The following is a 26,334-nucleotide window of genomic DNA, read 5'->3' as shown; positions in this document are numbered from 1 at the left end:
AACAATTCTCCGCTCAAAAAAATCACACCTCGCGCAAGCCCAATAAAACCGGGGCTCGCAGCCCACTCAGTTTTTCAGTGGGTGACATCGCGTTGTGCGTAACCCTCCGTAACACTCGTTCGTTTTACCACTACATATTCAATAATTCTTGATAAAAAACAGGCGTTTTTTGTCTTTACCACTACATTTCGCCAAACCGGCGTAATAGACACAGTCTGCAACTGACAGGCGGCACCCGAGGCCGCTACAATTACCGACTTTGTCGCAACGCTTGGAGCTCAACCTTCCGTGCCCGTTCTGCGTCTACCGCATCTCCCTGCCGCGGCAGGTAAACAGCATTGGGGCAACCTGCCCGGTGCCGCCCTGAGCCTGGCCATCGCCGAGGCCGCCAGCGCGGCCAAGCGCTTTACCCTGCTACTGACCGCCGACAGCCAAAGCGCCGAACGGCTGGAACAGGAGCTGAGTTTCTTCGCCCCGGATTTGCCTGTGCTGCATTTCCCCGACTGGGAAACCCTGCCCTACGATCTGTTCTCGCCGCACCAGGACATCATTTCCCAGCGCATCGCCAGCCTGTATCGACTGCCCGAACTGGCGCACGGTGTGCTGGTGGTGCCGATCACCACCGCCCTGCACCGCCTGGCACCGACCAAATTTCTGCTCGGCAGCAGCCTGGTGCTGGAGGTCGGACAGAAGCTCGACGTCGAGCAAATGCGCACTCGCCTTGAAGCCACCGGCTACCGTTACGTCGATACCGTGTACGAGCATGGCGAATTCACGGTGCGCGGCTCGCTGATCGACCTGTTCCCGATGGGCAGCAAGCTGCCTTACCGGATCGACTTGTTCGACGACGAAATCGAAACCCTGCGCACCTTCGATCCGGAGAACCAGCGCTCCATCGACAAGGTCGATTCGGTCAAGTTGTTACCGGCCAAGGAATTCCCACTGCAGAAAGAAGCCGTGACCCGTTTCAAGGCACGTTTCCGCGAGCGCTTCGACGTCGACTTCCGCCGCTGCCCGATCTTTCAGGACTTGAGCAGCGGGATTACCCCGGCCGGCATCGAGTACTACCTGCCGTTGTTCTTCGAAGAAACCTCAACGCTGTTCGACTACCTGCCCCAGGACACTCAAGTGTTCTCATTGCCAGGCATCGAACAGGCGGCGGAAAACTTCTGGAACGACGTGCGCAATCGCTATGAAGAGCGGCGCGTCGACCCATCCCGTCCTTTATTACCGCCCGCCGAGTTGTTCCTGCCGGTGGAAGACTGCTTTGCGCGCCTGAAGAACTGGCCACGGGTGGTCGCCAGTCAACAGGACATGGAAACGGGCGTCGGTCGCGAACGCTTCCCTGCCCGGGAACTGCCGAACCTGGCCATCGAAGCCAAAGCCACCCAACCGCTGGCGGCGCTGGCGGGTTTTCTCGACCAGTTTCCCGGACGCGTGCTGTTTACCGCAGAATCCGCAGGCCGCCGCGAAGTGCTGCTGGAACTGCTGGAACGTTTGAAACTGCGACCGAAAACCGTCGATAGCTGGCCGGACTTTGTCGCCGGCAAGGAACGCCTGGCGATCACTATCGCGCCGCTCGATGAAGGCTTGCTGCTGGACGATCCAGCCCTGGCCCTGGTTGCCGAAAGCCCGCTGTTCGGTCAGCGCGTCATGCAGCGCCGTCGTCGCGAAAAACGCGCCGATGCCAACAACGATGCCGTGATCAAGAACCTCACCGAACTGCGCGAAGGCGCGCCGGTGGTGCATATCGATCACGGGGTCGGTCGCTACCTTGGCCTCGCCACCCTGGAAATCGACAGCCAGACCGCCGAATTCCTCGCCCTGGAATACGCCGAGGGCGCCAAGCTCTACGTACCGGTAGCCAACCTGCATCTGATCGCCCGCTACACCGGCAGCGACGATGCCTTGGCCCCGCTGCACCGCCTCGGCTCCGAGACCTGGCAGAAAGCCAAGCGCAAAGCCGCTGAACAAGTACGCGACGTTGCGGCCGAATTGCTCGACATCTATGCGCGCCGCGCCGCCCGCGAAGGCTATGCCTTCGCCGACCCGAAAGCCGATTACGCCACCTTCAGCGCCGGTTTCCCGTTCGAAGAAACGCCCGATCAGCAAACCACCATCGAAGCGGTGCGCGAAGACATGCTCGCGCCAAAACCGATGGACCGCCTGGTGTGTGGCGACGTCGGTTTCGGCAAGACCGAAGTGGCCATGCGCGCCGCGTTCATCGCCGTGCACGGCGGCAAGCAAGTGGCGATTCTGGTGCCGACCACCCTGCTCGCCCAGCAGCACTACAACAGCTTCCGCGACCGTTTCGCCGATTGGCCGGTGACCGTGGAAGTGATGAGCCGCTTCAAGTCGACCAAGGAAGTGAATGCGGCGGTGGCGGACCTGGCCGAAGGCAAGATCGACATCGTCATCGGCACGCACAAGTTGTTGCAGGACGACGTCAAAATCAAAAACCTCGGGTTGGTGATCATCGACGAAGAACACCGTTTTGGTGTGCGCCAAAAAGAACAGCTCAAGGCACTGCGCAGCGAAGTCGACATTCTCACCCTGACCGCCACACCAATTCCGCGCACGCTGAACATGGCGGTGTCGGGCATGCGTGACCTGTCGATCATCGCCACGCCGCCGGCGCGTCGCCTGTCCGTGCGGACCTTCGTCATGGAGCAGAACAAGAGCACGGTCAAGGAAGCCCTGCTCCGCGAGTTGCTGCGTGGCGGCCAGGTCTACTACCTGCACAACGACGTGAAGACCATCGAGAAATGCGCCGCCGATCTCGCCGAACTGGTGCCCGAGGCACGGATCGGCATTGGTCACGGGCAGATGCGCGAACGCGAACTCGAACAGGTCATGAGCGACTTCTACCACAAGCGCTTCAACGTGCTGATCGCCTCGACCATCATCGAGACCGGCATCGACGTGCCCAGCGCCAACACCATCATCATCGAGCGCGCCGACAAGTTCGGCCTGGCACAGTTGCACCAGTTGCGCGGCCGGGTCGGACGCAGTCACCACCAGGCGTATGCCTACCTGCTGACACCGCCGCGCCAGCAAATCACCCCGGACGCGGAAAAGCGTCTGGAAGCGATCGCCAACACCCAGGACCTCGGCGCGGGTTTCGTGCTCGCCACCAATGACCTGGAAATCCGCGGCGCCGGCGAATTGCTCGGCGATGGCCAGAGCGGACAGATCCAGGCAGTCGGTTTCACGCTGTACATGGAAATGCTCGAGCGCGCGGTGAAGTCAATTCGCAAGGGCGAACAGCCGAACCTCGACCAACCACTGGGCGGTGGTCCGGAAGTCAACTTGCGGGTGCCGGCACTGATTCCCGAGGATTATCTGCCAGACGTCCACGCACGACTGATTCTCTACAAACGCATCGCTTCAGCTACCGATGAGGAAGGACTGAAAGATCTGCAAGTGGAAATGATCGACCGTTTCGGCCTGCTGCCGGAGCCGACCAAGAACCTGATGCGCATCACCGCCCTGAAATTGCAGGCCGAGTTGCTGGGCATCAAGAAAGTCGACGGCGGTCCGCAAGGTGGCCGCATCGAGTTCGCGGCGCAAACCCCGGTCGACCCGCTGACCCTGATCAAACTGATCCAGAGCCAGCCCAAACGCTACAAATTCGAAGGGGCCACAGTGTTTAAATTCATGGTCCCGATGGAACGCGCAGAAGAGCGCTTTAATACTGTAGAGGCGCTGCTTGAGCGCCTCATCCCGAAAACTGCTTGAAGGACGCCGCATGCGCCTGTTTCGCTTACTGACCTTGATGATTTCCCTGGTCACTCCCACGGCGTTTGCCGCCGATCTGTATCAAGTCGAAATGATTCTGGTCCGTCAAAACGCTGTGCCGGCCATCGTCAGTCGCGCCGCGCCGGAAGACTGGGCCGCCGGCGCACAGTCCATCAGCCCCGACAGCCTGCGCACGCCGAGCCTCAATGGCGAAGTGACAAAACTCAGCGCCAGCACTGACTACACGGTGTTACTGCACAAGGCCTGGCAACAAACCCTTGGCGAGCAAGCCACCAAAGTCGCGATCAGCGAGGGCAAGGATCAATTCGGCCAATTCCCGATCGAGGGCACACTGAGCCTGAAACTGGGCCGCTTCACCGACGTCGACGCAGACTTCTGGATCAACCAGATCAACGCCGATGGCCTGGTCACCGCCAGTGAACGCCTGAAAACCCAGAGCCACACCAAAAATGGACAGCTGAATTTTCTCGACGCCGGCCACCTTGGCCTGCTGATCAAGATCACCTCGCTGACCGCCCCAGCACCTCGGCCAGCCCCCGATGAAATTCCGGACTGATTGAGTCCTTATGTCCGCGACCCTGAGCAAACCCCTGGCACCCTCCTGGGTCAGCCGCTTCAAGGAACAGAGCCTCGAACGCGGCCGCCGCTACGCCCTGGAGAACCGCGTCAGGATAGTCGAGGCCGGCGACGCGACCATCATCGCTGCGTGCGAAGGCTCTGGCGGTAACGTTTATCGTCAGACCATACGCCTGCGCGAGTCAGCCAAAGGCACTTTGCTGATGGTCGATGCCACCTGCTCTTGTCCGGTCCACAACAATTGCAAACATTGCGCGGCGGTCTTGCTTCAGGTGCAGGAAACCCTCGATTACCCCGCCGCCGCCAAAGACGCCGAGCTTCTGGAGAAGCTGCAAAGCGTACTGGACAACCGCAACCCGAAAGCACCGCCCCAAGTACTGGTGGATAACGTGCAACCCGTGCCGCGCCTGTGGCTGGCGAGCATCGAGTTCAGCGCCTTCGAGCCACGCAATGGCAAGATGCAGCGCTATATCCAGCATCGCGCGGCGCTGTCCTTCAGCTATCTGGACGAGTACGTCTCCGGGCAGAAAAACACCGACATCCTGATTCGCCAGGAAACACAGACCCTACGGATAAAACGCCATCCGGACGTGGAACAGTCCTACCGGGAACAACTGCGGATCCTCGGCTTCAAAGTCGCCACCCGCCAGAGCAAAGCCCTGCCGGAAAGTGCGGGCGAATTGTTCGAGATGGTCAATGACAGCGCCTGGCTGACCTTCACCCTCAATGAACTGCCGAAGCTGCGCACCCAGGGCTGGGAGCTGCAGATCAACGAAGACTTCGGATTCGACCTGACTGCCGTGGACGATTGGTACGCCACGGTCGAACAGGCGCCGGAACGCGACTGGTTTGACCTGGAACTCGGCATCATCGTCAATGGCGAGCGGCTGAGCCTGTTGCCGATCCTGTTGAACCTGATGCGCTCCCACACCGAAATCCTCAACCCGGAACGCCTCGCCCGACGGCGTGACGATGAGTTGATTCTGGTGAATATTCCCAACCGGCCAAACTCCGAGCACGGCCCCCTGCAAGTCGCTCTGCCTTTCGGGCGCCTGAAACCGGTGCTGGCAACCCTCGGCGAGTTCTACCTGCAAGAGCCAGGCGAAACCACACTACGCCTGAGCAAGGCCGACGCCACGCGCCTGAATCCGCTGGAAGACCTGCCACTGCTATGGGAGGGCGGCGAGCAAATCCGCACCTTTGCCCAGCGCCTGCGGGACATCAAGGACTACACCGCCACGGCCCCGGACGGCTTGAATGCGACACTGCGCCCCTACCAACTGGAAGGCTTGAGCTGGATGCAGTCGCTGCGGCAACTGGAAGTCGGCGGAATCCTTGCGGACGACATGGGCCTGGGTAAAACCCTGCAAACCCTGGCGCATGTGCTGACCGAAAAAAACGCCGGACGCCTCGACCGGCCGTGCATGGTGGTAATGCCTACCAGCCTGATTCCCAACTGGCTCGACGAAGCGGCGCATTTCACACCGCAGCTCAAGGTGCTGGCGCTGTATGGCGCCAGCCGCAAAAAGCATTTCGACAACCTGGCCGATTACGACCTGATCCTGACCACCTACGCCCTGCTGCCCAAGGATGTCGAACGCCTGGCGGTTCAGCCATTACATGTACTGGTGCTGGACGAAGCGCAATACATCAAGAATCCGAACAGCAAGGCCGCCCAGGCCGCACGCGAGCTGAATGCGCGCCAGCGTCTGTGCCTGAGCGGCACACCACTGGAAAACCACCTGGGTGAATTGTGGTCGCTGTTTCACTTCCTGCTGCCGGGCTGGCTGGGCGACGTCAAAAGCTTTAACAGCGATTACCGCGTGCCGATTGAAAAACGTGCCAGTGAAGTCAGACTTCAACACCTCAATGCTCGGATCAAACCCTTCCTGTTACGTCGCACCAAGGAACAGGTGGCGACCGAGTTGCCACCGAAAACCGAGATCATCCACTGGGTCGAGCTCAACGAAGCCCAGCGCGACGTTTATGAAACGATGCGCCTGGCCATGGACAAGAAAGTTCGCGACGAGATCACCCGCAAAGGCGTGGCGCGCAGCCAGATCATCATCCTCGAGGCGCTACTGAAACTGCGCCAGGTGTGCTGCGATTTACGCCTGGTCAACGACGCCACCCTGCCGGCACGTGGCAGTACGTCGGGCAAACTCGACAGCCTGATGGAAATGCTCGAAGAGCTGTTTGAGGAAGGACGGCGGATTCTGCTGTTCTCGCAATTCACTTCGATGCTGTCGCTGATCGAAGATGAACTGAACAAACGCGGTGTGACCTACGCCCTGTTGACCGGACAGACCCGCGATCGACGCACGCCAGTAAAGGAATTTCAGAGCGGCAAACGTCAGATTTTTCTGATCAGCCTGAAAGCCGGTGGCGTGGGCCTCAACCTGACGGAAGCAGACACGGTGATTCATTACGATCCGTGGTGGAACCCAGCGACAGAAAACCAGGCCACCGACCGCGCCTATCGCATCGGCCAGGAGAAACCGGTGTTCGTCTACAAGCTGATTGCGCGCGGCACGGTGGAAGAGAAGATTCAGCATCTGCAGAAGGAAAAATCCGATCTCGCGGCGGGCGTACTGGATGGGCGTCAGGCCGGGGACTGGAAACTGCAGAGCGATGATATCGAGGCGTTGTTCGCGCCCTTACCGGATAAACTCGAAAAGCGCTGAGATCTGCGGCGCCTGACAGATCGCTATCGCGAGCAGGCTCGCTCCCACAGGCGCGGTGATAACCATGTGGGAGCGGGCTTGCCCGCGATGGAAGCGACTCGGCGCCAAGCCTGACTCAGCCCTTGAGCACCCGCGCCAACGTCGACTTCACCTTGCCCATCCCGTCATGCAACGCCTGCTCGATCTCCACCATGGTGATCACCGCCGTCGACTTGCCCGCTGCCGGATTCACCACCAGCGCCAGACAGGCGTAATCCAGCTCCAGCTCACGAGCCAGGGCTGCTTCCGGCATACCCGTCATGCCGACGATGTCACACCCGTCACGCTCCAGACGCGCGATCTCGGCCACGGTTTCCAGTCGCGGCCCCTGGGTGCAGGCATACACGCCATGACTGCTGTAACCGACACCTTCTGCAGCCAGCGCCGCGATCAACTCCTGACGCAGCGATTCGCTGTAGGGATAGCTGAAGTCGATGTGCGTAACGTGCTCCAGGTCATCGGCAAAGTAGGTGTGCTCGCGACCGCTGGTGTAATCGATCAACTGATGCGGCACGCAAAAATGCCCGGTGCCCATCGCCGCATGAATGCCACCGACGGCGTTGACCGCGAGAATGGCCTCGGCTCCGGCCTGCTTCAGCGCCCAAAGGTTGGCACGGTAGTTCACCTGATGCGGCGGAAAACGGTGCGGGTGACCATGACGGGCAAGGAACAATACTTCCTTGCCCGCGTACTCACCGATCTGCACCTCGGCAGAAGGCGCGCCATAAGGGGTGTCCACCGCCAATGACTGACGAATGCTCAGGCCTTCGAGTTGAGTCAGGCCAGTACCACCGATAATCGCGTAAACCGTCATAACGAACCGTCCTTAATCAATCAATTGAGCGTCTTTGAGCGCGCCGACGGCGATCAGCCAACGCGGATCCTGACGGTATTCGATGTTCGCGAACGACTGACCGCGCATCCGCGCAATGCGCGCGGACGGCTTGACCTTCAGGCGTTGCGCGGCGCTCAGGGCCAGCTCGGCGGCCGCGCGATCGTTGCACACCAGGCCCATGTCGCACCCGGCGCTCAATGCCGCTTCGATACGGCTGGCGGCATCCCCCACGACATGGGCACCCGCCATGGACAGATCATCACTGAAGATCACACCGTCGAATTGCAGTTCACCGCGCAAAATGTCCTGCAACCAGCGCCGGGAGAAACCGGCAGGCTTGGAATCGACTTGCGGATAGATGACGTGTGCCGGCATGACCGCTGCCAGTTGCTTGCTCAGCCTGGCGAACGGCACCAGGTCGTTGGCGCGGATTTCGTCGAGACTGCGCTCGTCGTTTGGAATCGCGACATGGGAATCGGCCTCGGCCCAACCGTGACCGGGAAAATGCTTGCCGGTGGCAGCCATGCCCGCACTGTTCATGCCACGAATGAATGCACCAGCCAGCAGCGCCGCACGTTGGGGGTCGCCTTCGAACGAACGGGTGCCGACCACGGCGCTGCGCTGGTAGTCGAGGTCAAGTACCGGCGCGAAGCTCAGATCCAGACCAACAGCCAACACTTCGGTCGCCATGATCCAGCCACACTGCTCGGCCAGGTATTCAGCATTCGGATTATCGGCAATGGCACGCATCGCCGGCAGACGCACGAAGCCCTGGCGCAGACGTTGAACGCGCCCGCCTTCCTGATCCACCGCCAACAACAAATCAGGGCGGATGGCACGGATGGCGGCACTCAACTCGCGGACCTGACGCGGATGCTCAATGTTGCGAGCGAAAATAATCAGGCCACCCACCTCGGGTTGACGCAGCAATTGGCGATCTTCAGCCGTCAGCCAGGTACCGGCGACGTCCACCATCAACGAGCCTTGCAGGCCAGCAGTCATAGAGATTCCTTGATAACGAAAAATCCGGCTCGCACGAATTCGCCGCCATGACCAGTGCCCGGCAGGTCGGCGATTTCAGTGGGGAACGGATTCAGAACGAGAGTCGGCATGGGCGGCTAGCTTAGCGGATGTCAGCTGCCGCGCCCACCCGTGCAGGGTTAAACCTTGGCGGCAACCGGTGTCGACTTGCTACGCGGACGCAACTGCGCGCTGGCCATGGCCGTATCGGTGACACCGGACTCGGCACGCATGCCGGCCGCCAGGAACGGCACCATCAGTCGCATGACCTGCTCGATGGAGGTGTTCACCCCGAAGTCGGTTTCGGCGATGGCGCGCAAGGCCTTGATGCCGGACATGCTGAACGCAGCGGCACCCAGCATGAAGTGCACGCGCCAGAACAGTTCGATCGGCGGAATACGCGGTGCGGCTTCGTTAACCAGCATCATGTAGCGGCGAAACACCTTGCCGTACATGTCTTCCAGATAACGACGCAAATGCCCCTGGCTCTGACTGAAGGCCAGCCCCAGCAAACGCATGAAGATAGAGAGATCGTTGCCACTGCGTGGCTGTACGACGAGAGCCTGCTCGACGAGGATTTCAAGCAACTCCTCAAGTGTCGCCTTGCTCTCTGGCTTGGCCTGGCGCCGCTCCAGCTCCTTATCGAGACTGATGCAGAACGGCCCTAGAAAACGGGAAAAGACCGCCTGGATCAGCGCTTTTTTTGACCCGAAGTGATAATTCACCGCAGCCAGATTGACACCGGCCTTGCTGGTAATCAGACGCAACGAGGTTTCGGCGAAACCTTTTTCCGCGAACAACTGCTCGGCAGCATCAAGAATGCGTTCTACGGTTTCCGACTGGGCCATGACTACTCCGCCTGACAAACACTTGTTTGAAACATACGTTTCAGTCTACGTGTTGTCAAGTCTGGCGGTTCGTTTCGGGAATGGTCAGTCATACATTTAACCATACAACCAGACAGCTTCAATCAGCTGGCTGATCGACCGTCTGGCGCCGTGCCAGAAAAGGGGCATTGCCAAGACCGTTTCACTGTATATAATCCCAGTCACTGTATAAAAAGACAGAGCGATCATTATGCTAAAGCTGACGCCACGCCAAGCAGAGATTCTGGCCTTCATCAAACGCTGCCTAGAAGACAACGGCTACCCGCCAACCCGTGCGGAAATCGCTCAGGAACTGGGTTTCAAATCGCCAAACGCGGCAGAAGAGCACCTCAAGGCGCTTGCCCGCAAAGGCGCAATCGAAATGACGCCTGGTGCTTCCCGCGGGATTCGCATTCCCGGGTTCGAGGCCAAGGCCGACGACTCCAGCCTGCCGATCATCGGCCGCGTGGCCGCTGGCGCACCGATCCTCGCTCAGCAACACGTCGAGGAATCCTGCAACATCAATCCTTCGTTCTTCCATCCCCGCGCCGACTACCTGTTGCGAGTTCATGGCATGAGCATGAAAGACGTGGGTATTTTCGACGGCGACCTGCTGGCCGTGCACACCACCCGTGAAGCCCGTAACGGCCAGATCGTGGTCGCACGGATCGGCGACGAAGTGACCGTCAAGCGTTTCAAGCGCGATGGCAGCAAAGTCTGGCTGATCGCCGAAAACCCTGAATTCGCCCCAATCGAAGTGAACCTTAAAGATCAGGAACTGGTGATCGAAGGCTTGAGTGTCGGCGTCATTCGCCGCTAAAGGAGGCTTTATGCAGTTCCCACATACATCACAGCAAGCCCAACTGCCGTTGTTCGAAGCGTTCATGGCGCAGCCATTGGCGCCGATCCTGAAGGAAGTGGTCGAGTCGCCATGGAGCGCCGAACCCGAGGTCTTCAGTGAGTTGTCTCTGCGTGGTGCAGCCGGGAATTGCCTGAACCTTCTGGCGCCAATCCTCAGGGAGTTGAGCCAGGATCAGGATGCGCGCTGGCTGACGCTGATCGCCCCGCCTGCCAGCCTGACCCAGGCTTGGCTGCGGGACGCCGGCCTTAACCGCGAACGTATTCTGCTGCTGCAACCGCGCGGCACCCAGAGCGCTCAACAACTGGCCTGCGAAGCCCTACGCCTGGGTCGCAGCCATACAGTTGTCAGTTGGCTCAATACGCTGACCGCCAACTCGCGACAACAGTTGATCAGCGCTGCCCGGACCGGGGACGCTCAAAGCCTGAACATTCGACTGGGTTAACTGATAAACATGACGCGCCTTGAATGGCGCGAGGCTTCTCCAGGGACAGAGAAGCCGATCTGTAAGTACATCCTGAAAAACCGACGGGCGGGATCAATGAAGGACCCGCGGCCCCTCTTCCTTGTCGAGTTCGCCTTCAACCAGCCGCCCGGCCATCTGAACACCGACGCTCAGCATCGCCTTGGCGACTTCCACGTGCTGGCCTTGCAGGAACGCTTTTGCGTCCTCGGAGAAATCCAAAGTAACCAGAGAACCCTCGTCCTCAGCCCTGCGAAGCTCGATACGGCCGTCTGGTAACTCGACAATTTCTAGAAAGGACGTTGGCATAAAGGTCTGTTCTCCACGAAAGGCGGGGATTATATAGGCATCGGTCAGGCTTCGCTCGGGATCTTGACCAGATGCCATCGCAAAAGCGTTTCTGTCAGCACTCATTCAAACCGTCACGAAACCGAATTGCCAACCCTTTCAGGTTCTGACGCCAGCTTTCCAGTTCTTCGCGGTTCAACTCGTCCGGCGCCTCTTCCTCGTCCAGATTCACCGCGAGAATCAGCGGCTGCGTCACATCCCCTTTCGGCTTGTGCGGCGCCCGCGGAGGCTGAAACAGTGCTTGATGGGCCGCCAGCAACTTGGCCAGCCAGGTTTGCGGGTTGTTCGCCAGCTCGATCATCTCGGCCAGCTCAGGAATAGCAATGGTGTCCAGGACTTCGCGAGTCAGCAACGATTCGGCCCGAGACGCATTGGCCTGAGGCAAACGGTAGAAACCGGCGATCTCGTGACACAAACCCAGCAGCGCACCGTACAGGTGAAACAGCGCCGACTCACGACCGGCCTGAATCAGCGCGAGAGAGTTCATCGCCCGCCCCTCTTCGGCCCTGGCGAGCGCCTCCAGAGACAGTCCGGCGAAATAAATCTTTTGATTGGTACGGGTATAGAGCTCATTGGCCATGACGGCAGTCTCCACAACGAAATAATTGCTTCAGGCAGGTCATGCAGGAGCGAGCTCGCGATGGACGCCAACGATGACGCGGGCCTTCAGAATGCCCGCGCTGCTCTCACGCTCATCGCGAGCGAGTTCGTTCCTGCAATGTCTTGCGATTTTATGCCTTCGCAGCCGGTCGCTTGTCCTCGACCTTCCACTTGCCACCGTCGTAGAACGCTTTCCAGCCAGTTGGCTTGCCGTCGACCTCTGTCTGCACATATTGCTCTTTGGTCTTGCGGCTGTAACGAATCACTGCCGGGAGGCCGTCCGGATCCTTCTTCGGCGCTTCGCAGAGGAAGTGATACTTCGGATCGATCTCATCCTTGTGCGGCAAGATTTCCATGACCAGTGGCGCACGAGTTTCGCGGTTTTTCGGGAACTGGCTGGCCGCCAGGAACAGACCGGACGCACCGTCGCGCAGGATGTAGGTGTCGTTGACCTTTTCGCATTTCAGCTCAGGCATCTTCACCGGATCCATCTTCGGCGGCGCCGCATCACCACTTTTCAGCAGTTTGCGAGTGTTCTTGCACGTCGAGTTGGTGCAACCGAAGAACTTGCCGAAACGGCCGGTCTTGAGCTGCATCTCGCTGCCGCACTTGTCGCACTCCAGGCTCGGACCTTCGTAGCCCTTGATGCGGTAGGTGCCCTCTTCGATTTCGTAGCCAGCGCAATCCGGGTTGTTACCGCAGATGTGCAGCTTGCGCTTCTCGTCGAGCAGGTAAGCGTCCATCGCCGTGCTGCAGATTGGGCAACGATGCTTGCCGCGCAACACCAGAGACTCCGACTCACCCTCGTCGTCCGCGGCGATTTCATCGCCGGGAACCAGGTTGACGGTGGCCTTGCAGCGCTCTTTCGGTGGCAGGCTGTAGCCCGAGCAACCGAGGAACACACCGGTCGATGCAGTACGAATCTGCATCGGGCGACCGCAGGTCGTGCACGGAATATCGGTCATCACCGGCTGGTTGGCCCGCATGCCGTTTTCCGGGCTTTCGGCCAATTCGAGTTTTTTCTTGAAGTCGCCGTAAAACTCGTCGAGCACGTTTTTCCAGTCGCGTTCGCCCTGGGCCACGTCATCGAGGTTCTCTTCCATGCCGGCTGTGAAACCGTAGTCCATCAGGTTGGAGAAGCTTTCGGCCAGACGTTCGGTGACGATGTCACCCATCTTTTCCGAATAGAAACGACGGTTGTGCAGCGCCACGTACCCGCGGTCCTGAATGGTCGAAATGATCGCCGCATAGGTCGAAGGACGACCGATGCCGCGTTTTTCCATTTCCTTTACCAGGCTGGCTTCCGAATAACGCGCCGGCGGTTTGGTGAAGTGCTGGGTCGGATCAAGCTTGATCAGCTTCATCGCGTCGCCCTGGCCCATGTCCGGCAGTACGTCATCATCGCCCGGCTTGGCGATTTGCGGCATGACGCGGGTGTAACCGTCGAACTTGAGGATACGGCCCTTGGCACGCAACTCGAAGTCACCGGCACCGACGGTGACCGTGGTCGACAGGTATTGGGCCGGCAGCATCTGACAAGCCAGGAACTGGCGCCAGATCAGCTCGTAGAGGCGCTCGGCGTCACGTTCCATGCCCGAGAGCTTGCTTGGCTCGGTGTTGGCGTCGGACGGACGAATCGCTTCGTGAGCCTCTTGTGCGCCTTCCTTGCTGCTATAGACGTTCGGCGTTTCCGGCAGGTACTTCTTGCCGAACTCGCCTTCAATATAAGTACGCGCCATCGCCACGGCGTCAGCCGAGAGGTTGGTGGAGTCGGTACGCATATAAGTGATGTAGCCGGCTTCATACAGACGCTGGGCCATCATCATGGTTTTCTTCACACCGAAGCCCAGGCGGTTGCTCGCGGCCTGCTGCAGGGTGGAGGTGATGAACGGAGCCGACGGCTTGCTGCTGGTCGGCTTGTCTTCGCGCTTGACGATGCTGTAGCTGGAAGCCTTGAGCTTCTCCAGCGCGGCCATGGCCTGGGCTTCGTTGAGCGGCTTGAAGGCTTCGCCCTTCTCGCGGGCGACATCGAAACGCACGGTTGCACCCTTGGCGGTGCCGAGGTCAGCGTGAACTTCCCAATATTCTTCCGGGATGAACGCGCGGATCTCACGCTCACGCTCGACCACCAGTTTCACGGCAACCGACTGCACACGACCGGCGGACAGGCCACGGGCAATCTTGGCCCACAGCAGTGGCGACACCATGTAACCCACGACGCGGTCGAGGAAACGACGGGCCTGCTGGGCATTCACGCGATCGATGTCCAGTTCGCCCGGCTGGGAGAAAGCTTCCTGAATCGCCTTCTTGGTAATTTCGTTGAACACCACGCGCTTGTAGCGGCTGTCGTCACCACCGATGGCTTCGCGCAGGTGCCAGGCAATGGCTTCCCCCTCGCGATCCAAGTCGGTTGCGAGATAGATGGTGTCAGCATCCTTGGCGAGCCGGCGCAGCTCTTCGATGACCTTTTCCTTGCCTGGAAGGATCTCGTACTTGGCTTTCCAGCCATGATCGGGATCGACCCCCATGCGAGCGACCAGCTGCTTGCGCGCCTTTTCTTTCGGCGACAGTGCCGGCGCTTCACCCGCAGCGGCCTTGCCGCGCTTGGCGGCTGGCTCTTTGCTGGCGCTAGCCGAACCGCTGGTGGGCAGGTCTCGGATATGGCCGATACTCGACTTCACCACGTATTGGTTACCCAGATACTTGTTGATGGTCTTGGCCTTAGCCGGGGATTCCACAATGACCAGCGATTTGCCCATGGATCAGAAAATTCCTGAATTCTAGAAGTGAAAGGCGTTGGCGCCTGACGCGGCACCGCTATATATAGTGGCTACAAGGTGAGGTCAAGCGCAGGGTTTTGCGCGCACTCAGCTTATGGCTTGGAAAAAACACTCGGTTCGGCTTGCACCAAAGCAAAGCGTGGCACCTGCTCGCCGTCAACTTCGACCGACTCCAGGAACATGCTCAAGGGACGCACCCAAAAGCCGTAATCGCCATACAGGGCTTGGTAGAAGACCACTTCTTCTTCGGTTTCCGAGTGCCGTGCAACACTGAATACACGGTACTGCGGACCTTTGTAATGTTGGTAGAGCCCAGGTTGTATCGGCATGCTTCGGCCCCCACTCAAATCATTTCAAAATAAAAATAAAAATAAACTCGAAAAAACAAAAAACCGGGGCACTTGGCCCCGGCTTCCGTCAGCGAGACGCTTAAACGCGTTCAAAGACGGTGGAGATGCCTTGGCCGAGACCAATGCACATGGTCGCTACCCCGAAGGTGCCGCCATTTTGCTTCATTACATTGAGCAAAGTGCCGGAGATACGCGCACCGGAACAACCGAACGGGTGACCCAGGGCGATCGCGCCGCCGTGCAGGTTAACCTTCTCGTTCATCTTGTCGAGCACTTTCAGATCTTTCAACACGGGCAAGGCCTGTGCGGCGAAAGCTTCGTTGAGCTCGAAGAAGTCGATATCGTTGATGCCGAGGCCCGCGCGCTTCAGTGCTTTCTGTGTGGCCGGTACTGGACCATAGCCCATGATCGCCGGATCCACACCTGCCACTGCCATCGAGCGAATCACCGCCATAGGCTGGATACCCAGATCCTGTGCGCGCTGCGCCGACATCACGATCATGCACGAAGCACCATCAGTGATCTGCGACGAAGTACCCGCCGTCACGGTACCGCCCTTTGGATTGAAGGCCGGCTTTAGGGCCGCCAGACTTTCCAGGGTAGTTTCCGGACGAATGGTTTCGTCGTAGTCGAACAGTTTCAGGAAACCGTTCTCGTCGTAGCCCTGCATCGGGATGATTTCGTCTTTGAACTTGCCTTCCACGGTCGCCTTATGGGCGAGTTGGTGGGAACGCATGCCGAAAGCATCCTGCTGCTCGCGAGTGATGCCGTGCATTTTGCCCAGCATTTCAGCGGTCAGGCCCATCATGCCCGAGGCTTTCGCCGCGTACAGGGACATGTGCGGGTTCGGATCGACACCGTGCATCATGCTCACGTGACCCATATGCTCGACGCCGCCAACGACGAACACGTCACCATTACCGGTCATGATCGCTTGCGCGGCAGTGTGCAGCGCGCTCATCGACGAGCCGCACAGACGGCTGACGGTCTGGCCAGCCGAGGTGTGCGGGATCTGGGTCATCAGCGACGCCATGCGGGCGATGTTCCAGCCCTGTTCCAGGGTCTGGTTCACACAGCCCCAGATCACGTCTTCGACTTCGTTCGGGTCGACCTTGACGTTGCGTTCCAGCAGTTTGCTGATCAGGTGCGCCGACATGTCTTCGGCGCGGGTGTTGCGGTGCATGCCGCCCTTGGAGCGGCCCATCGGAGTACGACCGAAGTCGACAATCACGACGTCTCTAGGATTCAAGCTCATAAGTTCACTCTCACTCTAGTTGGGGGCGCTTAACCGAAAAAGCTCTGGCCGTTTTTGGCCATTTCGCGCAGCTTCGCGGTCGGGTGGTACAGCGCGCCCAAATCAGCGTACTGGTCAGCCAGGGCAACGAACGCTGCAACACCGATCGAATCGATATAGCGCAGCGCACCGCCACGGAATGGAGGGAAACCAATACCGTAGACCAGACCCATGTCGGCTTCGGCAGCGGTTTCGACGATGCCGTCTTCCAGGCAACGCACAGTTTCCAGGCACAGCGGGATCATCATCCAGTTGATGATGTCTTCGTCGGTGACTTCGCGCTGTTCGAACACGATTGGCTTGAGCACTTCCAGGACCGACGGATCGGCGACCTTCTTCTGCTTGCCCTTCTTGTCGGTCTCGTAGGCGTAGAAGCCCTTGCCGTTCTTCTGGCCCAGGCGCTTGGCTTCGTAAAGCACGTCAACGGCCGAACGACGGTCGTCTTTCATGCGGTCCGGGAAACCTTCAGCCATCACATCACGGCCGTGGTGGCCGGTGTCGATGCCGACGACGTCCATCAGGTAGGCCGGGCCCATAGGCCAGCCGAATTTTTCCATGACCTTGTCGATACGGACGAAGTCCACACCGGCGCTGACCAACTTGGCGAAACCGCCAAAGTACGGGAACAGGACACGGTTGACCAGGAAGCCCGGGCAGTCGTTGACCACGATCGGGTTCTTGCCCATTTTCTTGGCGTAGGCAACGGTGGTGGCAACGGCCAGCTCGCTGGACTTCTCGCCACGGATCACTTCGACCAGCGGCATCATGTGCACCGGGTTGAAGAAGTGCATGCCGACGAAGTTTTCCGGACGCTTGAGGGCCTTGGCCAACAGGCTGATGGAAATGGTCGAGGTGTTCGAGGCGAGGATGGTGTCCTCTTTGACCTGGTCTTCGACTTCAGCCAGAACGGCTTGCTTGACCTTCGGGTTCTCGACGACCGCTTCAACCACCAGGTCAACGTGACCGAAGTCACCGTAAGACAGCGTCGGACGAATGCCGTTGAGCACTTCAGCCATTTTCGCGGCGGTCATGCGGCCTTTCTCAACGCGGCCAACCAGCAGCTTGGCGGCTTCGGCCAGCCCCTGCTCGATACCGTGCTCGTTGATGTCCTTCATCAGGATCGGCGTGCCTTTGGACGCCGACTGATAGGCGATACCGCCACCCATGATGCCGGCGCCGAGTACGGCAGCCTGCTTCACGTCCTTGGCGATTTCGTCGTAGGCCTTGGCCTTTTTCTTCAGCTCCTGATCGTTCAGGAACAGGCCGATCAAGCTCTGCGCAGCAGAGGTCTTGGCCAGCTTCACGAAACCGGCCGCTTCGACTTCCAGAGCCTTGTCGCGACCGAAGTTCGCGGCTTTCTGGATGGTCTTGATCGCTTCGACCGGCGCCGGGTAGTTCGGGCCAGCCTGGCCGGCCACGAAACCTTTGGCGGTTTCGAAAGCCATCATTTGCTCGATCGCGTTCAGCTTCAGTTTTTCCAGCTTCGGCTGGCGCTTGGCCTTGTAATCGAACTCGCCGGAAATGGCGCGCTTGATCAGTTCCAGCGCAGCTTCCTGCAGTTTTTCAGGCGCCACCACGGCATCGACGGCGCCAACTTTCAGCGCGTCTTCCGGACGGTTTTCCTTGCCGGCGGCGATCCACTCGATGGCGTTGTCGGCACCGATCAGGCGCGGCAGGCGAACGGTACCGCCGAAGCCCGGGTAGATGCCCAGCTTGACTTCAGGCAAACCGATCTTGGCCTTGGTGGACATGACGCGGTAGTCCGCTGCCAGGCACATTTCCAGACCGCCACCCAGAGCGATGCCGTTGATCGCGGCGACGGTCGGGACGTTGAGGTCTTCGAAATCGCTGAAAATTTTGTTGGCTTCGAGGTTGCCAGCAACAAGCTCTGCATCCGGCAGCTTGAAGTTGTCGACAAATTCGGTGATGTCGGCGCCGACGATGAAGACGTCCTTGCCACTGCTGACGATCACACCCTTGATCGAAGCATCTGCCTTGATGGTGTCTACGGCCTGACGCAGTTCGTTCAGGGTTAGACGGTTGAACTTGTTGACGGACTCACCCTTGAGGTCGAATTTCAGTTCGACGATGCCACTTTCAAGAGCCTTAACCGTGATGGCTTTACCTTCGTAAATCATCAACTGATCTCCACGATATGGAAGCTGAACAGTACACGTCGGACGCAGGCGAATGGCTCGGCAGGGACGTTAAACGTCGATGCTACGCCTATCCACCCGACACACCCGCCAACGCGATAGTCGGGATTCTGTAGGAGCGATCTGAAATACAAACGCTCAATTCATACGCCCGTTTGATTTGGGTACGTCACCTTCACGGAATTTCCGACAATTGTCAATCGCCCGAAACAGGGGGTTGAAACGCGACTTTCCGGTCATTTCCGTACTGCGAAGACCTTCAACACGCCGAAGCATGTGAAGTCATTCATAGGATCAATCATTAGAAAAGTCGCCCTAATTCGCGGCAGCCCGCGTTTAACGAGCTACGCTGGCGAGACTCAGGATAAAAATGTGAACGCTTTTGGCGAACGCCCAGCGTAAGATCAGCCCACACCGAATTTACCGGCCTGCCTGGCCAACCCGCCCGATGATGTTGTCGGGCTTTTTATTGCCTGCATAAAAAACTGTGGGAGCCAGGCTGCCAGCGATGAACCTGACACCCCGTGGCGCTCTCAGGTTCATCGCGAGCAGGCTCGCTCCTGCATGGATTGTGTTTCAGGCCAGAGCTTTGAGGGTGGCATCGATATGTTGCAATACCTCGGCTTCGCCCTTCTCGCCCCAATACAGGGCGATCATTTGTTTATCGGCCTCGACCTTGTAGACATTGTCTGGCAATTTTTCGAAATGATTGAGCAGTGACCGATCCTCACAGACTTCCTGCCACTGATTCACCCAGACACCCGGTGATTTCTGCCAGTAACTCCAGCACGCCGGTTTATTGCCACGCCGCGGCCTGTGGTACTGCGCACAAGGGTTGGGCGGCTCCTGGCAAAGCCAGTGCGGCCATTCCTGCGGCGCCAGCTGCATCGCCAACCCGATGCGTCGCGCCTCCATGCGCAGGGCCATGCGGCCACTCTGGTGGCGAGACGGTCGCAACCATGCCAGCGGACTGAGTACCACCAGCAGGATTGACACCACTATCCAGACCGTCATATCTGTACTCCCGATTCTTGATGAGCGTATTCAGTCACTTTGAAACCAATACGCTTGAAACCAGCCATACTTATCAATATTGCAACCCTCAGGAGAGCACCTCATGCCCTACCACCACATTCTGGTCGCTGTAGACCTAACCGAAGAGTGCGACCCTGTAATCCACCGTGCTCGCGAACTGGCAGTGAGCAATAGTGCGAAATTGTCCCTGGTGCACATTGTCGAGCCGATGGCCATGGCCTTTGGCGGTGACGTGCCGATGGACCTGTCACAACTGCAACAACAGCAGTTCGATCAGGCCAAAGAGCGTCTTGACCGGTTGATCGTGAAATACCCGGAGCTGTCCAGGGAGTACAGCCACCTGACCTACGGCCAGCCACGCCAGGAAATTCACCACCTGGCCAAGGAGCAAGGGTGCGACATTATCGTGGTCGGCAGTCACGGGCGACACGGCCTGGCACTGCTGCTGGGCTCAACCGCCAACGATGTACTGCACGGTGCGCCTTGCGATGTACTGGCAGTGCGCCTGCAAAACAAAAGCTGACAACACCTCCTGTAGGAGCAAGCTCGCTCGCGAGGGTCGTCAACGGTAACGCGAAAAGCCTGACACCCCGCGGAGCTCCCGGATTCATCGCGAGCAAGCTCGCTCCTACAGGATATTCAGCACGGCATATGAAAAGCCCGGCGTTCATGCGAATGAAGCCGGGCCTTTTCATTGCAGGATCAATCAGGCATCCAGCTCGGCCCAACGCTCGACCATCACGTCGAGTTCAGCCTGCAACTGCGCCAATTGAGCGATCACCGCAGCGGTTTCAGCGGCCGGACGCAGGTAGAAACCAGCATCAGCCATCTGCGCCTCGACGGTAGCGATCTGCTGCTCCATGGCTTCGATCTGCCCCGGCAAAGCTTCCAGCTCACGCTGCAATTTGTAGCTGAGCTTTTTCTTCGCCACCGGCGCTTCGACCGCCACCGCGACGGGCGCAGGTTCGGCTTTGACGACGGCTGAGTTCAGGTCGGCCTTGCCGGACTTGCTCTCGGTCACGCCCAACAGGCGCGGCGAGCCGCCTTGACGCAGCCAGTCCTGATAACCACCGACGTATTCGCGAACCTTGCCTTCACCTTCGAAAACCAGGGTGCTGGTCACCACGTTATCGAGGAATGCCCGGTCGTGGCTGACCATCAGCACGGTGCCGTTAAAGGTCAGCAAGACCTCTTCCAGCAGTTCGAGGGTTTCGACGTCGAGGTCGTTGGTCGGTTCGTCGAGGACCAGCAGGTTCGCCGGCTTGCTGAACAGTTTGGCCAGCAACAGACGGGCACGCTCACCACCGGACAGCGCCTTGACCGGCGTACGGGCACGCTGCGGGCTGAACAGGAAATCGCCGAGGTAGCTCAGGACATGGCGGCTCTGGCCGTCGATGTCGATGAAGTCGCGACCTTCAGCGACGTTATCGATCACGGTTTTTTCCAGGTCCAGTTGATGGCGCAACTGGTCGAAGTAGGCGACATCGATCTTCGTGCCTTCTTCCACCTTGCCGCTGGTGGGCTGCAAGCCGCTGAGCATCAGTTTCAGCAGCGTGGTCTTGCCGGTACCGTTGGCACCCAGCAGACCGATGCGGTCGCCGCGTTGCAGCACCATCGAGAAATCCTTGATCAGGAACGGGCCGCCCGGGTGAGCGAAGCTCACATTTTCGAGGACCATCACCTGCTTGCCAGACTTGTCGGCCGTTTCCAACTGGATATTGGCCTTGCCGGTACGCTCACGACGTTCGCTGCGCTCGACACGCAACGCCTTCAGGGCGCGCACGCGACCTTCGTTACGGGTGCGACGAGCCTTGATGCCCTGGCGAATCCACACTTCTTCCTGAGCCAGACGCTTGTCGAACAGTGCGTTGGCGGTCGCCTCGGCGGCCAGCTCAGCCTCTTTGTGCACGAGGAAACTGGCGTAGTCGCCGTTCCAGTCGATCAAGCCACCGCGATCCAGCTCGAGGATTCGGGTCGCGAGGTTTTGCAGGAAGGAACGGTCGTGCGTGATGAAGAGCACGGCGCCCTGGAAGTCCTTGAGCGCTTCTTCGAGCCAGGCGATCGCACCGATGTCCAGGTGGTTGGTCGGTTCGTCGAGCAGCAGCAGGTCAGGTTCGGAAACCAGTGCCTGGGCCAGCAGCACGCGACGACGCCAGCCGCCGGACAACTCGGCGAGGGTCTTGTCGGCGGGCAATTGCAGGCGGCTGAGGGTGCTGTCGACCAGGGTCTGCAGACGCCAGCCGTCGCGGGCCTCGAGATCGTGCTGGACGTGCATCAGCTTGTCCAGGTCGGCGTCAGTGACGATGTTCTGGCTCAGGTGGTGATATTCGGCGAGCAATGCGCCCACGCCGTCCAGGCCTTCGGCCACCACGTCGAACACGGTCCGCTCGTCGGCTACCGGCAATTCTTGCGGCAATTCGCCGATCTTGAGCCCGGGTGCGCGCCAAACGGAGCCGTCATCGGGCTTCTGGTCGCCCTTGACGAGCTTCATCATGCTGGACTTGCCAGTGCCGTTGCGGCCGATGATGCACACCCGCTCTCCACGGGCGATCTGCCAGGACACCTTGTCCAACAACGGCATAGCGCCGAAAGCAAGGGACACATCGCTGAATTTGAGCAGGGTCATGAGCTTCTCCAAAAACCGGGCGCGCATTCTACCTGACTTGAGGCCTCAGAAGGCCGGCAATTTCACTGTCGAAGCACTCTGCACAACAAATGTTGCGAACTTATACAGACAGGTGGGCAAAGCTTTCGTCCCCTGCTGGCAAAAGGCTAAGCTACAGTTAATTAAGTGTTGGCATTGTCTGCACTTGTTCATGATTTCTCTGCCCGGATGTCCCATGCGCAGTCGCATTTTCAAGCTTTTTTCATGTCTTTTACTGTCTGCCGCTGCCGTTAACTCCGCCCAGGCGGTAGACCTGTCTACCCAGCGCCAATATTACGACGAAGCCAAACGTGCCCTGGCCAAGGGCGATAGCGGTCCTTATTTCCGCTACAGCCAGGCCCTCAGCGATTACCCGCTGGAACCCTACCTGGCCTATGACGAACTGACCGCGCGCCTGAAAACCGCGAGCAATGACGAAATTGAAAAATTCCTCGCCGAGCATGGCGACCTGCCACAAGCCAATTGGATGAAATTGCGTTGGCTGCGCTGGATGGCCGATCGCGGCGATTGGCAGACGTTCGTCAAATATTACGACCCCAAGATGAACTTCACCGAACTGGACTGCCTGAATGCGCAGTATCAGATCAGCCATAACCTCAAGTCCGAAGGTTACGCCAACACCAACAAACTCTGGCTGACAGGCAAATCCCTGCCGGCCGCCTGTGATGCACTGTTCGGCATGTGGGCCGCCGAAGGTCAGTTGACAGAGCAAAAACGCTGGGAGCGCGCCAAGCTTGCCGCCCAGTCGCGCAACTACCCGCTGGCCAGCAGCCTGGCCAACGGCCTGACCACCCTCGCCCCTCGCGGTCGCTTGTTGATCGATGTGGCGCAAAAGCCCGAGCTGCTCAATCAGCCGTCGCGTTTCACGCCGGCCGACGAACCGATGTCGGACATCGTCAGCCTTGGCCTGCGCCGCCTCGCCCGCCAGGATCCGGACAAGGCCATGGATCTGCTCGATGGCTATGCCAGCAGCATGCACTTTTCCCGTGACGAAAAAGTGGCGATTGCCCGTGAAATCGGCCTGACACTCGCGCGCCGCTTCGACAGTCGCGCGCTGGACGTGATGACCAAGTACGACCCCGAACTGCGGGACAACACCGTTTCCGAATGGCGCTTGCGCCTGCTGCTGCGCCTGGCCCGCTGGGACGACGCCTATCAACTGACCCGTCGCCTGCCGCAAGACCTGGCCACCACCAACCGCTGGCGCTACTGGCAGGCCCGCAGCCTGGAACTGGCACAACCGCAGAACCCTGAAGCGCAGACGCTCTATAAAACCCTCGCCCGCGAACGCGACTTTTATGGTTTCCTCGCCGCCGATCGTTCGCAATCGCCCTATTCACTGGTCAACAAACCGCTGGTGCTGAGCCAGGCGACGATCAACAAAGTGCGCAACACCCCCGGTATTCGCCGAGCCCTGGAGTTTCATGCCCGCGGGCAGATTGTCGACGGCCGTCGCGAGTGGTACCACGTCAGCCGCCACTTCAGTCGCGAGGAAATGGTTGCCCAGGCCAAACTGGCCTACGACCTGAAATGGTATTTCCCGGCGATCCGTACAATCAGTCAGGCTCAGTATTGGGACGACCTGGACATCCGCTTCCCGATGGCGCACCGCGAATCCCTGGTGCGTGAAGCCAGAAACCGTGGCCTGCATTCGAGCTGGGTATTCGCCATCACTCGCCAGGAAAGCGCCTTCATGGACGACGCGCGCTCCGGTGTCGGCGCGTCGGGCTTGATGCAACTGATGCCCGGGACCGCCAAGGAAACTGCGCGCAAGTTCAGCATTCCCTTTGCCTCGCCGCAGCAGTTGCTGGAGCCGGACAAGAACATCCAGCTCGGTGCCGCGTACCTGAGCCAGGTCCACAGTCAATTCAACGGCAACCGCGTCCTCGCCTCCGCCGCCTACAACGCCGGCCCCGGCCGTGTACGCCAGTGGCTGCGCGGCGCCGACCACCTGAGTTTCGACGTATGGGTGGAAAGCATCCCCTTTGACGAAACCCGTCAGTATGTACAGAACGTGCTGTCTTATTCGGTGATCTACGGCCAGAAACTCAACTCACCGCAACCGTTGGTGGATTGGCACGAGCGGTACTTCGACGATCAATGATCGTGTGGGCGTCGACGTACTGACGAATGGCGAAACGCGGTGCACGTGATGCACCGCTTTCGCTGGCAAGCCAGCCCCTAGAGCTCGACCAGTGCCTTGCCATCACTGAACTGCAACGCCGCCAGCCGCGCATACAACGCATTACTGGCAAGCAACTCCTGATGCGTGCCCACCGCGACCAGTTTCCCCTGATCCATCACAGCGATCCGGTCAGCGTTTTTCACCGTGGCCAGACGATGGGCGATGACCAGGGTGGTGCGATTTTTCATCAGCGTTGGCAGGGCTTGCTGGATCAGGTGTTCGCTTTGGGCATCGAGGGCGCTGGTAGCTTCGTCGAGCAGCAGGATTGGCGCGTCGACCAGCAGCGCGCGGGCAATCGCCAGGCGCTGGCGCTGGCCGCCGGACAATCCAAGGCCACCGTCCCCCAGGTGAGTCTGGTAACCCTGGGGCATGGCTTCGATAAAGTCGTGGGCATAGGCGACTTTCGCCGCCTCCTGAACCTCGCTCAGCGTTGCCGTCGGCTTCCCATAGCGGATGTTCTCTTCGATGCTGCCGAAAAACAGCGCCGGCGTTTGCGAGACGAGGGCAAAGCAACGACGCAGGTCCAGCGGATCGAGCTGGGTCAGCGGCACGCCATCGAGCAGGATGGAGCCTTCGGCGGGGTCGTAGAAGCGCAGCAGCAGGTCATATACCGTCGATTTGCCAGCCCCGGATGGCCCGACCAGTGCCAGGGTTTCACCCGCGTTGATGGTCAGGTTCAGACCGTCGACGGCATAGCTTTCGGGACGCGAGGGGTAGGAAAAGCGCACATCTCGCAGCACCAGATCCCCCTTCACCCGCTCCGGCAAGGTCACCCGATCGGTGCCGGGTGACTGGATGATGTTTTCCGAACGCAGCAACTCGGCAATCCGCTCGGCTGCGCCCGCCGCGCGCTGCAACTCGCCAATCACTTCGCTCAGGGTGCCGAATGCACTGCCGACGATCAGGCTATAGAAGACAAACGCCGCCAGCTCGCCGGCAGAAATTCGCCCGGCAATGACGTCCATGCCTCCGACCCACAGCATGACGCCTACCGCGCCCAGCACCAACACGATCACCAATGTGATCAACCAGGCCCGCTGAAAAATACGCTTGCGTGCCGTGTCGAACGCTTCTTCCACGGTCAAGGCAAAACGTCGCTCGTCCTGAGACTGGTGGTTGTAGGCCTGCACGGTTTTGATCTGACCCAGGGTTTCCGAGACATAACTGCCAATATCGGCAATCCGGTCCTGACTCAAACGCGACAGGTTGCGTACCCGGCGACCGAAAATCAGGATCGGCGCGATCACCAGAGGCAAAGCGACGACGACGATACTGGTGAGTTTGGGGTTGGTCACAAACAGCAGGACGATACCGCCGATCACCATCAGCAGGTTGCGTAGAAAAAGTGACAAGGAAGAGCCGATTACCGATTGCAGCAACGTCGTATCGGCGGTCAACCGCGACTGGATTTCAGAGCTGCGGTTGTTTTCGTAGAACCCGGGATGCAGGTAAATCAAGTGGTTGAATACCTGGCGGCGGATGTCGGCGACACAACGTTCGCCGATCCACGACACCAGATAAAAACGCGCAAAGGTCCCGACCGCCAGGCCGAACACCAGCAACATGAACAGGCCGATGGACTGATTGAGCAAGTGCGGTGATTGGGTCATGAAGCCCTGATCCACCAGCAGGCGAATGCCCTGTCCCATGGACAACGTGATACCCGCCGTGACGATCAACGCGAGTAAGGCACCGAACGCGTGCCAGCGATAAGGCGCGATGAAACGACTGGCCAGGCGAATCGCACGACGGTGACGAACAGAAAGCATTGGCATCATCCAGAACGGTTAATAAGGTCAGCCTAGTCCGGCCAAATGGGA

At 59.4% G+C, this 26,334-nt stretch carries 19 protein-coding genes; 7 read left to right on the top strand and 12 right to left on the bottom strand.

All coding sequences use genetic code 11. The features are described from left to right. Positions 1–288 precede the first annotated feature (288 nt). The 3 genes from mfd to AC1Q6D_RS19725 are packed head-to-tail and all read left to right on the top strand — an operon-like array spanning position 289 to position 7,019. Entirely contained in the window at positions 289–3,738 is a 3,450-nt protein-coding gene (mfd, locus tag AC1Q6D_RS19735) for a transcription-repair coupling factor (protein ID WP_103402671.1), read from the top strand. Between the two features lie 10 nt (positions 3,739–3,748). Continuing rightward, a complete protein-coding gene (locus tag AC1Q6D_RS19730) occupies positions 3,749–4,315 on the top strand; it encodes a CsiV family protein (RefSeq protein WP_103402670.1) in 567 nt (188 codons plus the stop codon). A 10-nt stretch (positions 4,316–4,325) separates the two neighbouring features. After that, positions 4,326–7,019 carry a DEAD/DEAH box helicase gene (locus AC1Q6D_RS19725; RefSeq protein WP_103402669.1) on the top strand — a complete coding sequence of 898 codons (2,694 nt, stop codon included), beginning with the start codon at positions 4,326–4,328 and terminating at the stop codon, positions 7,017–7,019. Positions 7,020–7,134: 115 nt separating this feature from the next. Here the strand turns inward: AC1Q6D_RS19725 and AC1Q6D_RS19720 are convergent, their stop codons facing one another. The 3 genes from AC1Q6D_RS19720 to AC1Q6D_RS19710 all read right to left on the bottom strand — a co-directional run bounded on the left by AC1Q6D_RS19720 (position 7,135) and on the right by AC1Q6D_RS19710 (position 9,761). Beyond that, a complete protein-coding gene (locus tag AC1Q6D_RS19720; protein WP_103402668.1) occupies positions 7,135–7,872 on the bottom strand; it encodes an S-methyl-5'-thioinosine phosphorylase in 738 nt (245 codons plus the stop codon). A gap of 12 nt (positions 7,873–7,884) precedes the next feature. Then, positions 7,885–8,895: a beta-N-acetylhexosaminidase gene (nagZ, locus tag AC1Q6D_RS19715; RefSeq protein WP_103402667.1), complete on the bottom strand. Its 1,011-nt coding sequence runs from the start codon at positions 8,893–8,895 to the stop codon at positions 7,885–7,887. A gap of 158 nt (positions 8,896–9,053) precedes the next feature. After that, the gene (locus AC1Q6D_RS19710) at positions 9,054–9,761 is read right to left on the bottom strand and encodes a TetR/AcrR family transcriptional regulator (protein ID WP_047531361.1); all 708 of its coding nucleotides are present in this window, start codon (positions 9,759–9,761) and stop codon (positions 9,054–9,056) included. A 229-nt stretch (positions 9,762–9,990) separates the two neighbouring features. Between AC1Q6D_RS19710 and lexA the strand changes: the two genes are divergently transcribed. Both lexA and sulA read left to right on the top strand, forming a co-directional pair. After that, entirely contained in the window at positions 9,991–10,599 is a 609-nt protein-coding gene (lexA, locus tag AC1Q6D_RS19705; RefSeq protein ID WP_047531364.1) for a transcriptional repressor LexA, read from the top strand. Between the two features lie 10 nt (positions 10,600–10,609). After that, on the top strand, positions 10,610–11,083 hold the full coding sequence (sulA, locus tag AC1Q6D_RS19700; protein WP_047531365.1) for an SOS-induced cell division inhibitor SulA: 474 nt from the start codon (positions 10,610–10,612) through the stop codon (positions 11,081–11,083). Positions 11,084–11,176: 93 nt separating this feature from the next. On the opposite strand, the gene AC1Q6D_RS19695 is transcribed toward sulA, so the two are convergent. The 7 genes from AC1Q6D_RS19695 to AC1Q6D_RS19665 form a co-directional block, all read right to left on the bottom strand. Further along, complete coding sequence (locus AC1Q6D_RS19695) at positions 11,177–11,410, bottom strand: hypothetical protein (RefSeq protein ID WP_047538925.1); 234 nt, start codon at positions 11,408–11,410, stop codon at positions 11,177–11,179. A 94-nt stretch (positions 11,411–11,504) separates the two neighbouring features. Further along, positions 11,505–12,029: a DUF6586 family protein gene (locus AC1Q6D_RS19690; RefSeq protein ID WP_047531367.1), complete on the bottom strand. Its 525-nt coding sequence runs from the start codon at positions 12,027–12,029 to the stop codon at positions 11,505–11,507. Positions 12,030–12,180: 151 nt separating this feature from the next. Next, complete coding sequence (gene topA, locus AC1Q6D_RS19685) at positions 12,181–14,808, bottom strand: type I DNA topoisomerase (protein WP_103402666.1); 2,628 nt, start codon at positions 14,806–14,808, stop codon at positions 12,181–12,183. Positions 14,809–14,921: 113 nt separating this feature from the next. Then, positions 14,922–15,158: a DUF1653 domain-containing protein gene (locus AC1Q6D_RS19680; RefSeq protein ID WP_034147901.1), complete on the bottom strand. Its 237-nt coding sequence runs from the start codon at positions 15,156–15,158 to the stop codon at positions 14,922–14,924. 100 nt (positions 15,159–15,258) lie between these two features. After that, the gene (gene fadA, locus AC1Q6D_RS19675) at positions 15,259–16,434 is read right to left on the bottom strand and encodes an acetyl-CoA C-acyltransferase FadA (RefSeq protein WP_047531371.1); all 1,176 of its coding nucleotides are present in this window, start codon (positions 16,432–16,434) and stop codon (positions 15,259–15,261) included. Positions 16,435–16,463: 29 nt separating this feature from the next. After that, positions 16,464–18,611, bottom strand: a complete 2,148-nt coding sequence (gene fadB / locus AC1Q6D_RS19670) for a fatty acid oxidation complex subunit alpha FadB (RefSeq protein ID WP_047531373.1) — start codon at positions 18,609–18,611, stop codon at positions 16,464–16,466. 594 nt (positions 18,612–19,205) lie between these two features. Continuing rightward, a complete protein-coding gene (locus AC1Q6D_RS19665; protein ID WP_103402665.1) occupies positions 19,206–19,643 on the bottom strand; it encodes a hypothetical protein in 438 nt (145 codons plus the stop codon). A gap of 103 nt (positions 19,644–19,746) precedes the next feature. Here AC1Q6D_RS19665 and AC1Q6D_RS19660 point away from each other — a divergent pair, with 103 nt between their 5' ends. Then, positions 19,747–20,187, top strand: a complete 441-nt coding sequence (locus tag AC1Q6D_RS19660; protein WP_047531376.1) for a universal stress protein — start codon at positions 19,747–19,749, stop codon at positions 20,185–20,187. Positions 20,188–20,370: 183 nt separating this feature from the next. Here the strand turns inward: AC1Q6D_RS19660 and AC1Q6D_RS19655 are convergent, their stop codons facing one another. After that, positions 20,371–22,290 carry an ATP-binding cassette domain-containing protein gene (locus AC1Q6D_RS19655; RefSeq protein WP_047531378.1) on the bottom strand — a complete coding sequence of 640 codons (1,920 nt, stop codon included), beginning with the start codon at positions 22,288–22,290 and terminating at the stop codon, positions 20,371–20,373. Between the two features lie 214 nt (positions 22,291–22,504). Between AC1Q6D_RS19655 and AC1Q6D_RS19650 the strand changes: the two genes are divergently transcribed. Then, on the top strand, positions 22,505–24,433 hold the full coding sequence (locus AC1Q6D_RS19650; protein WP_103402664.1) for a transglycosylase SLT domain-containing protein: 1,929 nt from the start codon (positions 22,505–22,507) through the stop codon (positions 24,431–24,433). A gap of 77 nt (positions 24,434–24,510) precedes the next feature. On the opposite strand, the gene AC1Q6D_RS19645 is transcribed toward AC1Q6D_RS19650, so the two are convergent. Continuing rightward, on the bottom strand, positions 24,511–26,292 hold the full coding sequence (locus AC1Q6D_RS19645; RefSeq protein WP_178083085.1) for an ABC transporter transmembrane domain-containing protein: 1,782 nt from the start codon (positions 26,290–26,292) through the stop codon (positions 24,511–24,513). Positions 26,293–26,334: the final 42 nt, after the last annotated feature.

It is taken from the genome of Pseudomonas sp. MT92, assembly GCF_058792515.1.
The sequence above is the reverse complement of the archived record's forward strand: the minus strand, read 5'-3'. Positions and strand labels throughout refer to the sequence as shown.

Coding starts and splice junctions, on each gene's coding strand:
- AC1Q6D_RS19730 (WP_103402670.1), top strand. CDS start 3,749: ATGCGCCTGTTTCGCTTACTGACCTTGATGATTTCCCTGGTCACTCCC.
- AC1Q6D_RS19725 (WP_103402669.1), top strand. CDS start 4,326: ATGTCCGCGACCCTGAGCAAACCCCTGGCACCCTCCTGGGTCAGCCGC.
- AC1Q6D_RS19720 (WP_103402668.1), bottom strand. CDS start 7,872: ATGACGGTTTACGCGATTATCGGTGGTACTGGCCTGACTCAACTCGAA.
- nagZ (WP_103402667.1), bottom strand. CDS start 8,895: ATGACTGCTGGCCTGCAAGGCTCGTTGATGGTGGACGTCGCCGGTACC.
- AC1Q6D_RS19710 (WP_047531361.1), bottom strand. CDS start 9,761: ATGGCCCAGTCGGAAACCGTAGAACGCATTCTTGATGCTGCCGAGCAG.
- lexA (WP_047531364.1), top strand. CDS start 9,991: ATGCTAAAGCTGACGCCACGCCAAGCAGAGATTCTGGCCTTCATCAAA.
- sulA (WP_047531365.1), top strand. CDS start 10,610: ATGCAGTTCCCACATACATCACAGCAAGCCCAACTGCCGTTGTTCGAA.
- AC1Q6D_RS19695 (WP_047538925.1), bottom strand. CDS start 11,410: ATGCCAACGTCCTTTCTAGAAATTGTCGAGTTACCAGACGGCCGTATC.
- AC1Q6D_RS19690 (WP_047531367.1), bottom strand. CDS start 12,029: ATGGCCAATGAGCTCTATACCCGTACCAATCAAAAGATTTATTTCGCC.
- topA (WP_103402666.1), bottom strand. CDS start 14,808: ATGGGCAAATCGCTGGTCATTGTGGAATCCCCGGCTAAGGCCAAGACC.
- AC1Q6D_RS19680 (WP_034147901.1), bottom strand. CDS start 15,158: ATGCCGATACAACCTGGGCTCTACCAACATTACAAAGGTCCGCAGTAC.
- fadA (WP_047531371.1), bottom strand. CDS start 16,434: ATGAGCTTGAATCCTAGAGACGTCGTGATTGTCGACTTCGGTCGTACT.
- fadB (WP_047531373.1), bottom strand. CDS start 18,611: ATGATTTACGAAGGTAAAGCCATCACGGTTAAGGCTCTTGAAAGTGGC.
- AC1Q6D_RS19665 (WP_103402665.1), bottom strand. CDS start 19,643: ATGACGGTCTGGATAGTGGTGTCAATCCTGCTGGTGGTACTCAGTCCG.
- AC1Q6D_RS19660 (WP_047531376.1), top strand. CDS start 19,747: ATGCCCTACCACCACATTCTGGTCGCTGTAGACCTAACCGAAGAGTGC.
- AC1Q6D_RS19655 (WP_047531378.1), bottom strand. CDS start 22,290: ATGACCCTGCTCAAATTCAGCGATGTGTCCCTTGCTTTCGGCGCTATG.
- AC1Q6D_RS19650 (WP_103402664.1), top strand. CDS start 22,505: ATGCGCAGTCGCATTTTCAAGCTTTTTTCATGTCTTTTACTGTCTGCC.
- AC1Q6D_RS19645 (WP_178083085.1), bottom strand. CDS start 26,292: ATGATGCCAATGCTTTCTGTTCGTCACCGTCGTGCGATTCGCCTGGCC.